Source organism: Nocardia paucivorans NBRC 100373 (genome assembly GCF_000308675.1).
Lineage (GTDB): Bacteria > Actinomycetota > Actinomycetes > Mycobacteriales > Mycobacteriaceae > Nocardia > Nocardia paucivorans.
This window is the reverse complement of record NZ_BAGE01000039.1, coordinates 14,960-27,433: the sequence shown is the minus strand read 5'-3', so window position 1 is coordinate 27,433 and position 12,474 is coordinate 14,960. Positions and strand designations below refer to the sequence as shown.

General features: G+C 66.5%; 14 protein-coding genes. 5 read left to right on the top strand and 9 right to left on the bottom strand.

Annotated features, from left to right (window positions below; genetic code table 11):
* The first annotated feature begins 5 nt into the window (after positions 1-5).
* The 4 genes from ON32_RS10680 to ON32_RS10665 all read left to right on the top strand — a co-directional run bounded on the left by ON32_RS10680 (position 6) and on the right by ON32_RS10665 (position 4,398).
* A complete protein-coding gene (locus ON32_RS10680; RefSeq protein ID WP_085995165.1) occupies positions 6-752 on the top strand; it encodes a TIGR04282 family arsenosugar biosynthesis glycosyltransferase in 747 nt (248 codons plus the stop codon).
* 143 nt (positions 753-895) lie between these two features.
* Entirely contained in the window at positions 896-1,942 is a 1,047-nt protein-coding gene (locus ON32_RS10675) for a molybdopterin-dependent oxidoreductase (RefSeq protein ID WP_306307654.1), read from the top strand.
* Positions 1,939-2,346, top strand: a complete 408-nt coding sequence (locus tag ON32_RS10670; RefSeq protein ID WP_051133109.1) for a hypothetical protein — start codon at positions 1,939-1,941, stop codon at positions 2,344-2,346. The genes ON32_RS10675 and ON32_RS10670 overlap by 4 nt, the downstream gene beginning before the upstream one ends.
* 363 nt (positions 2,347-2,709) lie before the next feature.
* Positions 2,710-4,398, top strand: coding sequence for a tetratricopeptide repeat protein (locus ON32_RS10665; RefSeq protein WP_169331609.1), 1,689 nt, complete (start codon positions 2,710-2,712; stop codon positions 4,396-4,398).
* Positions 4,399-4,507: 109 nt separating this feature from the next.
* On the opposite strand, the gene thpD is transcribed toward ON32_RS10665, so the two are convergent.
* From thpD to ON32_RS10625, 8 genes are all read right to left on the bottom strand, one after another.
* Positions 4,508-5,383: an ectoine hydroxylase gene (gene thpD, locus ON32_RS10660; RefSeq protein WP_040790700.1), complete on the bottom strand. Its 876-nt coding sequence runs from the start codon at positions 5,381-5,383 to the stop codon at positions 4,508-4,510.
* A gap of 19 nt (positions 5,384-5,402) precedes the next feature.
* Positions 5,403-5,798 carry an ectoine synthase gene (locus ON32_RS10655; protein WP_040790699.1) on the bottom strand — a complete coding sequence of 132 codons (396 nt, stop codon included), beginning with the start codon at positions 5,796-5,798 and terminating at the stop codon, positions 5,403-5,405.
* A 37-nt stretch (positions 5,799-5,835) separates the two neighbouring features.
* Positions 5,836-7,095, bottom strand: a complete 1,260-nt coding sequence (gene ectB / locus ON32_RS10650; protein WP_040790698.1) for a diaminobutyrate--2-oxoglutarate transaminase — start codon at positions 7,093-7,095, stop codon at positions 5,836-5,838.
* On the bottom strand, positions 7,092-7,658 hold the full coding sequence (ectA, locus tag ON32_RS10645) for a diaminobutyrate acetyltransferase (protein WP_051133108.1): 567 nt from the start codon (positions 7,656-7,658) through the stop codon (positions 7,092-7,094). The genes ectB and ectA overlap by 4 nt, the downstream gene beginning before the upstream one ends.
* 71 nt (positions 7,659-7,729) lie before the next feature.
* Entirely contained in the window at positions 7,730-8,929 is a 1,200-nt protein-coding gene (locus ON32_RS10640; RefSeq protein WP_245550944.1) for a HAMP domain-containing sensor histidine kinase, read from the bottom strand.
* 4 nt (positions 8,930-8,933) lie between these two features.
* Entirely contained in the window at positions 8,934-9,644 is a 711-nt protein-coding gene (locus tag ON32_RS10635) for a response regulator transcription factor (RefSeq protein ID WP_040790697.1), read from the bottom strand.
* Positions 9,645-9,802: 158 nt separating this feature from the next.
* A complete protein-coding gene (locus tag ON32_RS10630; protein WP_051133106.1) occupies positions 9,803-10,114 on the bottom strand; it encodes a hypothetical protein in 312 nt (103 codons plus the stop codon).
* Positions 10,115-10,259: 145 nt separating this feature from the next.
* Positions 10,260-10,682 carry a ChaB family protein gene (locus tag ON32_RS10625; RefSeq protein WP_040790696.1) on the bottom strand — a complete coding sequence of 141 codons (423 nt, stop codon included), beginning with the start codon at positions 10,680-10,682 and terminating at the stop codon, positions 10,260-10,262.
* A gap of 181 nt (positions 10,683-10,863) precedes the next feature.
* Here ON32_RS10625 and ON32_RS30680 point away from each other — a divergent pair, with 181 nt between their 5' ends.
* Positions 10,864-11,229 (top strand): membrane protein, encoded by a 366-nt coding sequence (locus ON32_RS30680; RefSeq protein WP_040790762.1) that lies wholly within the window; start codon positions 10,864-10,866, stop codon positions 11,227-11,229.
* On the opposite strand, the gene ON32_RS10615 is transcribed toward ON32_RS30680, so the two are convergent.
* The gene (locus ON32_RS10615; protein WP_051133105.1) at positions 11,223-12,362 is read right to left on the bottom strand and encodes a PP2C family protein-serine/threonine phosphatase; all 1,140 of its coding nucleotides are present in this window, start codon (positions 12,360-12,362) and stop codon (positions 11,223-11,225) included. The two genes, ON32_RS30680 and ON32_RS10615, sit on opposite strands and share 7 nt — an antisense overlap.
* Positions 12,363-12,474: the final 112 nt, after the last annotated feature.

Here is a 12,474-nt window from a genome sequence, read left to right as displayed (position 1 = left end):
GTGGTATGCGCCCCGACAGCGGACCTCATCGGATCGGGGCCGATATCGACAATGCCGCACCCCAACCGGTGACGATGCTCGTCGTGGCCAAGGCGCCGGTCGCCGGTTTCGCCAAGACTCGGCTGACCCCGCCGCTCACCCCCGTGCAGGCGGCCCGGCTGGCCGCGGCCTCACTGCTGGACACGCTCGACGCGGTACGGCGGTGCCGGGTCGAACGACGGGTGGTGGCGCTCACCGGCGATCTCACCGACGCCGAATACGGCCGGGAGATCGTCGAGAAGTTGGCCGATTTCGAGCTGATTCCCCAGCGCGGCACCGGGTTCGCGACCCGGTTGGCCAATGCGCACGCCGACGCGGCCCGCGCGGGATTGCCGGTACTGCAGATCGGAATGGACACCCCGCAACTCGGCCCGCGCGATCTCATGGCCGCGGCACGGGCGTTGTCTCCGGACGGTGACGCGCTACTGGGTCCGGCCGAGGACGGCGGTTGGTGGGGTATCGGCCTTCCCGATCCGCGGGCCGCCCGCGCCCTGGCCGAGGTGCCGATGTCCACCGAACACACCGGCGCGCTCACTCGAATGGCGTTGCGGCGCTGCGGTTATCGGGTGCGTTCGCTGCCGCGGTTCGCCGATGTCGACCATTTCTCCGACGCGCTGCGGGTGGCGGCCGCCTGTACCGGCCGGTTCGCCGCGGAGGTCCGAGGACTCATGCAGCTGCGTGATTTCGACTTCTCGGGGCCGGTGTCCCGGTGAACACCGACCCGGAGTCGAGGCCGAATCGCCGCGCATCCATCGAGCGGATCGGGCACCGCATCCGGCTCCCATTGCCGGGCAGGGGCGCGAGCGGGCGCGGCCCGTATGTGGCGAGCCGAGTGGGGGTGTTTCTCGGAATCGCGATCGCGGTGTGTTTTTCGACCGGGTTGATCGGTCACTGGATTCAGCACCCACCAGGGTGGTTCTTCTGGCCTGCCAACCCGGTCTGGCTGTACCGGTGCACCCAGGGGCTGCATGTGCTGAGCGGTATCGCGGCCGTACCGCTGTTACTGGTCAAGTTGTGGGCGGTATACCCGCGGTTGTTCCAGCGACCGGTGCTCGGTTCACCGCTACGAGTCCTCGAGCGGGGATCGATAGCCGTACTGGTCGGAGCGACACTGTTCCAACTGTCCACCGGGCTGTCGAATATCGCCCAGCTCTATGCGTGGCGATTCTTCTTCACCACCACCCACTACGCGATGGCATATGTGGCGGTGGGGGCGTTGGCGGTGCATCTGGCGGTAAAGCTGCCGGTGATTCGGGAAGCGCTGCGCCGGCCGCGGCCGGAGGCGCCGGATCGCCCCGCCGACCCGGCGGCCGTTTCCCGGCGCGCCGCGCTCGCCGCCGCGGGAACGGCGACCGTCGTGGCGACACTCGCGGTCGCCGGGCAGACGGTTCCGTTCCTGCGTCGGATATCGGTGGCGGCCCCGCGCAGCGGCGAGGGTTCCCAAGGTGTTCCGGTCAACCGCACGGCCGCCGCGGCCGGGATCGCCACGGCGGCCCGCTCCCCCGACTACAGACTGGCGGTGACGGTCGACGGGCGCACTCGCCTGTTCGCTTTCGAAGAGCTGCTCCGGCTGCCGCGTACGAGCGCTCGCCTGCCCATCGCCTGCGTCGAGGGGTGGAGCGTCGACGCCGAATGGGCCGGGGTGCGACTGGTGAACCTGCTCGACGCGGTGGCGCCGTACCCGGGTGGGGACGTGCGATTCGAGTCATTGGAAACCGCCGGCCTGTATCGCACCTCGGTACTCCCCCGACGCCATGTCGTCGACGCGCAGACCTTGATTGCGCTCGAGGTCAACGGTCATCGGCTCGACCTCGACCACGGTTATCCCTGTCGGCTCATGGCCCCGAATCGTCCCGGTGTACTCCAGACGAAATGGCTGTCGCGGATCGAGGTGCTGTCGTGACCGTCGCCCGGGGACTACTCCTGATCGTCGGTCTCGGTCTGCTCGGCCACGGGCTGCGACTGCTGTGGACGTTTCCGATACCCGACCTGCGTTCGATCGCGGCATGGTTCGTGGCCGGGATACTGATCCACGATGTGGTGTTCGCTCCGCTGTGCGCGGCGGCCGGATTCGTGGCGAGTCGGGTGATCCCCCGTAATTGGTGGGGGGTGAGCGTCTGCGGTGCGGTGTGCACGGTCGTGTTGATACTGATCATGGCGCCGGTTGTGACCCGCGGCGGCCGGGCCGCCGATATCGGTCTGCTCGACCGGAACTATCCGGCCGGGCTCGTGACCGCCATCGCCGTGGTCTGGGTCGTGCTGCTGCTCGTCCGGCTCGTCCTGGGCGATCGCGCGGCGAGGCGATGAACGAGATATCCGCCCGTACCGCTGTGGTGTGTCCGCATTCCCGTTGGGGCCCTACGCGGTACGGTCGCGGTATCCCGCCTTCCGGATCCGAGGATCGGCCGGCGATGCCCGAATGCCGGAACGGGATCCCGCGGCACGCGACGTGTCGGCATCCCGGAATCCGTACGATCCCGGCCTTCTCGGCTAGTACGGTATAGCCGCGTGTAGCGCGGGCAGGGTTGGGCATCGGCGGGAAAGGCGGGGAAGCACATGAACGAACCGGTTTCATCCCGAACGGGCGCCGTTCGGTCGCACACCGGAACGACGTCGATACGGATCGACTCCGAATCGACAACGGCCGGCCCCGGATCGCAACTGTCCTGGGTGGAGACGCTACCGGCCTGTTTCGGCACCCCCACCTCTCGCGGCGGCACACCGTCGACCGGGATCCCACTCGCGGAGACCGCGTTGGTCGAGACGTCTCCCGCGGCCGGGTCCTCCGGTCGGGCCGCACGGTTCGACCTGCTCGGCAACAATGTTGTCGAGCACGACCTTTCCGGAGGAACTTCCGAAAATCGTTGGGACGAGACCCCCTTGGCCGAGCGCTATCGAAGCGCCGATCCGATCGAATGGCAGGGCACCCCGGTGTATCCGATGTATGTCGAGCAGCTGCCGGGCACCACCGCGAAACTCACCATGGTCCTGCTGTCGGCGGCCCCCGCCACGGATCTGCGTGGTTTCGGTATGGGCCTGTCGACGATCGACGGATACATCGGTTTCGGTCACCGATACCTGACGGGGGTGGACGTCTGGCAGGACGCCCTGGAACGTGGGACCACCCTCGAACTGACGGCCACCACACGCGATGCGCTGTTCACCCTGACTCCGGTGTGGATGGTCGAGGACGGCCGGCCGTGCTCGTGGACGGGCAACTACGGCATTGTCGTCGAACGCTCCGAACCGGGTCGCACCGTATTGTGGTGCAGTATGGGTGAGGGCCCACCCAACTTCACCGATCTCGTGGTGGAGGTCCGCACGGTCGCCACCGCCGCACAGACCATGGCGCAATCACCGGCCACCGCCTTTCCGGTGGACGCGGACGACACCCCGGGGCCCGGCTTCGAGCACCGGGGAGCGCGCGGACCGATACCCGTGATATCCGTGCCGCCCGACCGGAGAGCGGCCGCCGAGCCGGACTCCACGGCCGATGCGCATATCGAATCGCCGGTCGCCGACACTCGTCTCGGTGTGAGCGACGACCTCGACGACTGCCTCGCCATCACCACTCCCCTCGACTACGATCCGCGTGAACTCGACGCCCGCCCGCTCGGACTCGATACCGCGCGCCTCGTCGACCGGGCCCCTCATCACCGTATCGACGGCGCGTACCGATCCGGCGGGGCGGTGCGGCACGACAACGGCGAGGATCCCCACCACGACACCTCACCATTCTCCGACGGTGCCCCGGACCGGGACGAGAGCACCGACCCGCCGATCACCGACGAGGCCCGAAACACCCCCACGGGATTCGAATCGATATCCGCCTCGACATCCGCCGCTCCCGCTCCGACGGAACCCACACCGATGCCCGACAGCGACCAGGACGAAGACCCGTCACAGGCATCCCCCACCGTGGGTGCTCGGCAACCCGCCGATCCCGCCTACCGTCGTGCCCTTTATGGACTGGGCGTGGCCATGTACGGCCTGGGCGATGACGAACGGGCCCGGATGCTGTGGTCTCGGGCCGCCTCGGTCGGACACGCCGGGGCAGCCTACGACCTGGGTGTCCTCCATATCCGGCGTGGGGAGCCGGCGGAGGCGGAACACTGGTGGCGTATCGCCTCCAACCGCCGGGTGGTACGTGCCATGACCGACCTGGCCGAGCTGTTGGAGCATCGGGGCAAGTACGGAGAGGCCCGGCTCTGGCGCACCCAGGCCGCCGCGGAGCACGCCATCGCCGCCGGAATCCGCCGGCGCAATCCGGCGCTTTCCGACGCGATGAACTCCACCGGGGTCCGGGCGGATCATCAACGGCTGCCGGCGGTCGGCGGAACGGCCGCGCGAAAAATGTGAACGGCGCCGAAAACGAGCACTCCAAATATCTCGATATTCCGAAATACGAACGGCGTCGGAAACGAATTCAATTCGTTTCCGCCGCCGTCGCGGCACGATATCCGCCCGCTTACTTCACCGGAGTGAAATCCCGACTCGCAATATATGTCGGACGCCGCGCCGGGGCGGCGAAAGGTTCTTCCAGAGCATTCTCGACACTGTTGAACACCAGGAAGATATTCGAGCGCGGAAACGGTGTGATGTTGTTCGCCGAGCCGTGCATGATGTTCGAATCGAACAGCAGCGCGGAACCGGCCGCACCGGTGAACTGGGCTATGCCATATTTATGCGCCAATTCATCGATATCGGCCTGCGTCGGCACCCCGATCTCCTGCTCGCGCAGCGATTCACGGTAGTGCTCGGCCGGGGTTTCACCCTGGCACGGCACGAAGGTGCGATGCGAGCCCGGCATCAGCATGAGGCTGCCGTTGTAGGGGTAGTTGTCGGTCAGCGCGATGGACAGGCTCACCGCTCGCGGCGATGGCATCCCGTCCTCGGCGTGCCAGGTCTCGAAATCGGAGTGCCAGTAGAAACCGGTACCACCGAATCCGGGCAGATAGTTGACCCGACTCTGGTGAATGTAGACGTCGGAACCCAGCACCTGACGGGCCAGGTCGATCACCCGGGATTCGCGCACCAGATCGGCCACGGCCGAACTGAGCCGGTGCACCTCGAATACCGAACGCACCTGGTGGGAGGTTTTCTCCACGATCAGCCGATCGTCACCCTGCAGGTTCGGGTCCTTGGCCAACCGTGTGATCTCGGCGGCGAACTCGGCCACTTCTACCGGGGTCAGCAATCCTTCGAGAATAGCGTACCCATCGGTATCGAACGCGGCCAACTCCGCGGTGTCGATCCGACCCCAGACCGTGGCATCATGCCGCTCCTGATGCGGCCGCTTGTCGGTGGTGCGGGTCGGATAGCGATCGATCCGATTCTGAGCCAACTCCTACCGTCCTTCCCTCTCAGTTGGCGGGAACGGCGACCAACGGATAAACGCCGTTCTCGTCGTGGACCTCCTGCCCGGTGACGGGCGGATTGAACACACACAGCATCCGCATCTGTGTCCGGGCCTCGACCTGATGCCGTTCGTGACCGTTGAGCAGGTACATGGTGCCCGGGCCGAGCTCATAGGTGCGGTCGTTGTCGAAATCGGTGAGGGTGCCCTCGCCCTCGACCAGCCACACCGCCTCCACATGGTTGAGGTAGTGGAAGACGTGCGTGGTGCCCGCCTCGATGGTGGTCTCGTGGAACGAGAACCCCACCCGGTCACCGCCCAGCACGATGCGTTTACTGCGCCAGCCCGGGCCGGCCACGTCCCGGTCCGTGCCGGTGATCTCCTCGGTGGTTCGCACAATCATTCGTTGTTCTCCTCTCGATCTCGGTTCGGTCCCGGCCTCAGCCACAGACCGTGGCCACCGCGCCGGTCAGGATCTGCAGCCCGTGATCGAGCTCGTCCTCGGTAATGGTGAGCGGCGGCAGCAGCTTCACCACCTCGTCGGAGGCACCCGATGTTTCGGCCAGCAGACCGCGTTCGAACGCGACCTGGCACACTTTGCCCGCCCGTGAGGCGTCCTCGAAGACCAAACCGTGCACCAGCCCCCGTCCCCGGGTGGAGATACCGGAGAAGGACTGCGAGATATCGGTGAGTGCCCGACCCACCATCGCTCCCTTGGCAGCGGTCGACTTCTCCAGTTCATCGTCGGACCAGTAGTGCTCCAGCGCAACCTGCGCGGTGACGAAGGAGGGGTTGTTACCGCGGAAGGTGCCGTTGTGCTCACCCGGCGCCCACTGATCCAGCTCCGGCTTGAACAGCACCAACGCCATCGGCAGACCGTAGCCACCGATCGACTTGGACAGGGTCACGATATCGGGGGTGATACCGGCCTCCTCGAAGGAGAAGAACGGTCCGGTACGACCGCAACCCATCTGCACATCGTCGACGATCAGCAGAATGCCCCGGGCCGCGCACAGCGAGGCCAGATGCCGCAGCCATTCGGCGCGCGCCACGTTCACCCCGCCCTCGCCCTGCACGGTCTCCACGATGACCGCGGCGGGACGATCCAGACCGGACGACGAATCGTCGAGCACCCGTTCCATCCACTGGAAATCGGCGGTGGTGTTGTCGAAGTAGCCGTCGTAGGGCATGGGGGTGGCGTGATTGAGCGGCACCCCGGCGCCGGCGCGTTTGGCGGAGTTACCGGTGACGGAGAGCGCGCCCAGCGTCATACCGTGGAAGGCGTTGGTGAAGCTGAGCACGGTCTGGCGACCGGTGACCTTACGGGCCAATTTCAGCGCGGCCTCGACGGCGTTCGCGCCGGTGGGGCCGGGGAATTGCACCTTGTAGTCCAGGCCGCGCGGCGCCAGCAGGGTGTCGCGCAGGGTCTCCAGCAGTCGGCGTTTGGCCACGGTCGACATATCCAGACCGTGGGTCACGCCGTCGGAGGCGATGTAGTCGATGAGTGCGCTCTTGAGCAGCGGGTTGTTGTGCCCGTAGTTCAACGCTCCCGCGCCGGCGAAGAAGTCGAGGAAGTCCTTGCCGTCCTCGTCTCGAATCCAGGCTCCCTGCGCGGTCTCGAAGACCGTCGGCCAGGAGCGGCAATAGCCTCGGACATTGGATTCGAACTCGTCGAAGATCGTCGTGCCAGGGGTAATCATCGGTGATCCCTTTCGGTGTTACGGGCGATCGGCGAAATGTGGTATAGGTCCTCGGCGGCGTGGCTGTCCGGGAACACATCGGGCTCGAACAGCTCGCTCTTGGTCATCTGCGCGCCGCGGCGACGGGCCAGCGACGCGAACATGGCGACCGAGGCGGTGTTGTCCGGGGAGACGGTGGTCTCCAACGAACGGACTTTCCCGCCGAGTGGGTGGGCGGGGTCGGTGACGGTATCCGCCAACCACTCCAGCATGGCGACGCCGATACCGCGGCCGCGTTGGTCCGCATCGACGGCAACCTGCCAGACGAAGAAGGTGGCGGGTGCTTCGGGTCTGATATAGCCGGTGATGAAACCGACCATGCGGCCGCCGACCTCGGCGACCACCGAGGTGGCGGCGAAATCCCGACACCACAGCAGATAGGCGTAGCTGGAGTTGACATCCAGCACCTGCGAATCGTCGGCGATCTGCCACATCCGCGCCGCGTCCGCGATTCGCGGTGCGCGCAGGGTTATGGCGGTCGCGGCGGTGTCGGCCGCCTGCGTGGACAAGCTCTGCAATGACATACAACTCCGATGTCTGCGTTCGTACTCTCCCAGGCTTGCCAATGAACTTTGAGTTGACCTGGGCGAGTTCTTTACGATCGTGTTACGGGCTTGTGACGCCCCTCTCTGTCAATGGGCGAAATACCCTTTTTCTCTTGGCTTTCCCCGCCGGAAGCGGAGGGCTCGGTCACATCCGGAAGATCGACGGCGGGCAGACGAACACGGAACCGCGCTCCCCCACCGGGGCGGTCGGTGCATTCCACCGACCCCTGGTGCGTGGCCACGGTCTCGGCGACCAGCGCCAGCCCGATACCCGTGCCGGTGCCGGCGGTGGCCGAGCGCGGAATCGCCCGTGAGGTGGCGAAACGTTCGAAGATACGGTCGCGGTCGGCGGCCGGCACCCCCGGGCCCGCATCGTCGACCTCGACAACCGCCGAATCACCGATGCGGCGCACGGTGACCGCGACCACCCCGCCGCCGTGCCGATCGGCGTTCGACAACAGATTCACCAGGGCTCGTTCGAGCTCCAGTTTGCGGCCGAGTACGGCCACGTCCTCGGCGACGGTCAACAGTTCGACCGGGCGATGGCTGTCGCGCAAGGTATGGGCCACCAAATCACCCAGCGAGACCGGTTCGGCGTCGCCATGGTGCATACCCGCCTCCACCCGGGCCAGGGCCAGCAGGTCGTCGAGCAGACGACGCATATGGCGGACCTCCGCGGTGACCAGGTCCAAGGCCTTCCGGGACCGCTCGGGCAGATCGTCGCGATACCGGTTGAGCACATCCACACCGGTCGTGAGAGTGGTCAGCGGGGTGCGCAACTCATGGCTGACATCACCGAACAGGCGATGTTCTCGGTCGATGCGTCGCTGAAGCGAATCGACCATTCGGTTGAACGAGTCCACGGTACCGGCCAGGTCCTGGTCGCCGGTTTCGGGCATCCGGATGCCCAGTTCCCCGGAGGCGATCCGAGCAGCGGTCTCGGCGACCTCGCGCAGCGGTTGGAGCACCCGCCTGCCCACCCATACCCCCACCGCGGCGCCGACCAGGGTGGCGGCAAGCCCGCAGATGATCGGCAGGGTGGGACGGTGCATGATCCGTTCGCCGAGCGTGCGGTCCTCGTCACCGAGAACCGCAAACAGCGAAAGCACCAGGATCAGGCCCATCAGCCCCGATGCGGCGGCGAAAGCGGTGGTCACGCGGCCGCGCAGACTCCATCGACCCGGGCCGAGGAGAGTCGACAAGCGGGTTGTGGAGTCGACATCGCCACCGGCGAGTCGAGCATCACTCATGGATTCAGCGCTGGGCGTCCAGCCGATAACCGAGGCCCCGAACGGTGACCACGATCTGCGGATCCGAGGGATCCCGCTCGATCTTGGTGCGCAATCTGCGCATGTGCACATCCACGATGCGTTCGTCGCCGAAAAAACCGCGGTCCCATACCCGCTCGAGCAGTACGGCGCGGCTCAGCACGCGACCGGGACTGTCGGCCAACTCACACAACAGGCGAAACTCCGTCAGGGTGAGATTGATCTCCTCGTCTCCGCGCCGCACCACCCCGGCCTCGGGCGTGAGGATCAGCGGACGTTCCGGATCGGCGTCCAATACGATCTCCACCGGGGCCTCCCGCTCGGCCGACTGGCGGGCACGCCGGCGCAGGGCCCGCATGCGGGCGGTGATCTCTTTGATCTCGAAGGGTTTGGTGACGAAATCGTCGGCGCCGGCCTCCAGCGCGGCGACGACATCGTGGGTGTCGTCACGGGCACTGACCACGATGATCGGCACATCGTGATCGCGGCGAATCTCCCGTATACAGGTGAACCCGTCCATACCGCCCAACATCAGATCGACGATCATCACGTCGGGCACACCGTTGTCACGCAGCTGTGTAAGCGCGGCCTCGGCCTGTTCTGCCTCTGCGACGTCGTAGCCCTCGTCCTCCATGGCCAGGCGCAACGCGCCACGGACCCGGTCGTCGTCTTCCACGATCATCAGGTTCGCGCTCAATTTTCTTATTCCCTTGCAGACACACGTGGCGCGCCTCGCGGTGCGGGTTTCGCATCCCCATACCGACGCGACATCCCGCTTTCTTGCTTACTCGAGCAACCCTTCGGTTAAAGGAATAGCCGGATCGACCGCTCGGTAAACCTGTAGAGTGAAATGGCTCACGTACGCCCGTCGTTCGCCCGTTCGAGGCGAAAAAAATTACTCGGCGTACCGTCTTCGCGTAACTCCTGGTAACGGAAGCTCAATTTACGAGCATCGAATGTGGCGAACCAGTCGTCCCAGTCCACCGGCTGTAGCACTGCACCGCCGTAATGAGGAAAATCCAAGCGCAGTACTCCGACCTTACCATCGTCCTCACTACCCGGGGTGGTGGCGGGATTCGCACCGCGTCTTTCGGCCCACCGGCGAATGACCTCGTGATCCGTGGTGACCATTATCTCTCCGGGAGCGGTGGATAGGCCACCTTTCATGACGAACCTCCTTGCGGTAGGTGCGTACGGGTCACCGGCCGGGTGAGTGAGGACCCGCACCGTCTTCTCCGCTTTGTACCCGCCCGCGCAATAGTGCAAACCATGGACAATCGAATGTCCATCATCGCCCGGCCCCAGGTGGTGCTCACCGATGAGCGCGGTCGGCGCGGCGGTTCGCCCGACGGATCGCGGAGATCAGCTCGTGCTTGGTCATCTTCCATCGACCGCGGATCGATAACCGACCCGCCACCTCCAGCAGATGCCGCTTGGATGCCTTCGCATCAACCCCGGAAGCGGTCGCACCCGTGGCATCGGGACCGCCGTGTTCGGCTCGTTCATCGGAAGGCCCCCTACCTTCCTTCTTGGCCTCCCAGTGATCGCCCACCTTCTCGTAACCGTGCTTCAACGCGTCGTAGGCGACCCGGTGGGCGCGGGACTCACTGCCGTACTGTTCGAGTGCGGAGTCGTGCGCCTTGGCGAAGGTGCGCTGCGCTTTCTCATCGGAGCGCTTCAGCGTGTCGGGCAGCTCGGATTTCACGACCGAACCTCGCTGCGTGGTCTTCGGCATCCCTGACCTCCTTCGATCGCTCGGGAAGCGTTTTCTGCGGTCTCCGTCGCACCGCCCGGACAACCGTGTCCGTCTCCGGCGGATACCCGGGCATCGGAAGGCCAATCACGTGTGCCCGGGGGGATTGGTCTCGCCGCACCCGGGTATTCGCCGCGAAAACAGCGAACGGAAAGGACACCCCATGGCTGCCGGAGCGAACGATCCCATCCGGGCTTCCGGCGCGAACGACCCCAACCGTCCCCACCGCGAGGGCGGCGCCCCGTTACGCGCTCACAGCTTCCCCGACGAACCGCGAACCACTCGCTCTCATGCCGGCGAGACCATCGAGGACACACGCAACTGGCCGGGCATCATCATGGTGGCGCTGGGACTGATAGGTCTGGCCCTCACCCTGACCGCCGCCGGTTACGGATTCGAAGGCTGGGCGATCATCGGCGGAATCGCCACCGCGGTGCTCCTGATAGGGGGCGTGGCGATCGTGCTCGCCGAACACCGCCGGGTCAAGATGCGGGAGGGCGCCTCACTCTTCGACCAGCGCGGTCACTGAGCGGTGAGACCGGGCGAGGGTATCGGCGCGAGGGCGACGGTGATGTTGTCGTTGCCACCGGACACCACGGCGAAGTCGACGAGCTCCCGGGCGGCTTCGGCCGGTGGAGAGGCCAGTGCCCGCCGCGCCAGGGCGGCCGGATCCGATAGGTAGTTCCACAACCCGTCGGTGCACAGCAGCAGCGCGCCGGAACCCGTCGGGTGGTAGGTCCGAATACTGCTGGCCGACCACGGCTGAGGGCCGGCATCGGCGCCCAACCAGCGCATGAGGGTATGGGCGCGGGGATCGGCCATCGCCGTCTCCTCATCCATGGCGCCCGCGTCGACGAGGGCCTGGGCCCAGGAGTCGTCGACGGTGAGCCGGCGGGAGGCGACAGCACCCTCGGGCTCCCCGGCGACCACCCGATCGGTCGGCGGCGCGGCATTCGGCGCTACGTTCCCGGCCGCCAACCAGTAGGCGCGACTGTCCCCGACATTGGCCACGGTCACGGTGGTCCGGCCGGTGAAATCGGTGAGCACGATCGCCGACACATAGGTGCACGACGGCGCGTCGCTCTCGGCCGGAGCCAGGTTGCGCACCGCCTCGGAGGCGGCGGCCAACCCCGCCGCGGTCGCTTCCTCGGGGGTGCGGCCACCGGCCAGCGCCGACAGACAGGCCTCCACCCCGGTGCGTACCGCGGTCGCGGACGCCACCTGCGGTTCGGGTGAAGAGGACACTCCGTCGGAGACGGCGAGCACGGTGATCGACCGTCTCGCGGCGGAATCGTTGAACACAGCGGCGGCCACCGCGTCCTCGTTACGGGAGTGCACGACGCCCCGGTCGGTGACCAGAAAAGCCGCGCCCAGGTCGGCGTCGAATCGATCCTGCACTCGGTGCGGGTGGTCGCAGTTCGGGCAGCGCGGACCGCGCGCCTGGGTCCCACAGTTCACACAGACCACATCGGAGCGTGTGTCGTCGGGCAGGGCCGCGCGGTGAATAACCGGCCGAGTGACGTCCACCGGATCCACTCCCGTCGAAAAGATCGGTGCCTCACCGACCATACGGTTACCGGACGGAACGGCGATGGGTTCGGTCGCCGTGTCGAATGGGTGCGCTCCGGGCTCCGCGTGCCCGGAATTCATCTCGGAACTCATCCGACCGCCGTGTTCCTCCGCTGTTCCCGATAGGTGTCGAGCACCGCCCGGCGGGTCCGCACACCGCCCCCTGTATCCGGGGCCATTCATACTATCGATCGACGATAGTACG

What these genes read in the sequence shown, in the direction of transcription:
- ON32_RS10680 (WP_085995165.1), top strand. Translation starts at nt 6, where the DNA reads ATGCGCCCCGACAGCGGACCTCATCGGATCGGGGCCGATATCGACAAT.
- ON32_RS10655 (WP_040790699.1), bottom strand. Translation starts at nt 5,798, where the DNA reads ATGATTGTGCGAACCACCGAGGAGATCACCGGCACGGACCGGGACGTG.
- ectB (WP_040790698.1), bottom strand. Translation starts at nt 7,095, where the DNA reads ATGATTACCCCTGGCACGACGATCTTCGACGAGTTCGAATCCAATGTC.
- ectA (WP_051133108.1), bottom strand. Translation starts at nt 7,658, where the DNA reads ATGTCATTGCAGAGCTTGTCCACGCAGGCGGCCGACACCGCCGCGACC.
- ON32_RS10640 (WP_245550944.1), bottom strand. Translation starts at nt 8,929, where the DNA reads ATGAGTGATGCTCGACTCGCCGGTGGCGATGTCGACTCCACAACCCGC.
- ON32_RS10630 (WP_051133106.1), bottom strand. Translation starts at nt 10,114, where the DNA reads ATGAAAGGTGGCCTATCCACCGCTCCCGGAGAGATAATGGTCACCACG.
- ON32_RS10625 (WP_040790696.1), bottom strand. Translation starts at nt 10,682, where the DNA reads ATGCCGAAGACCACGCAGCGAGGTTCGGTCGTGAAATCCGAGCTGCCC.
- ON32_RS30680 (WP_040790762.1), top strand. Translation starts at nt 10,864, where the DNA reads ATGGCTGCCGGAGCGAACGATCCCATCCGGGCTTCCGGCGCGAACGAC.
- ON32_RS10615 (WP_051133105.1), bottom strand. Translation starts at nt 12,362, where the DNA reads ATGAGTTCCGAGATGAATTCCGGGCACGCGGAGCCCGGAGCGCACCCA.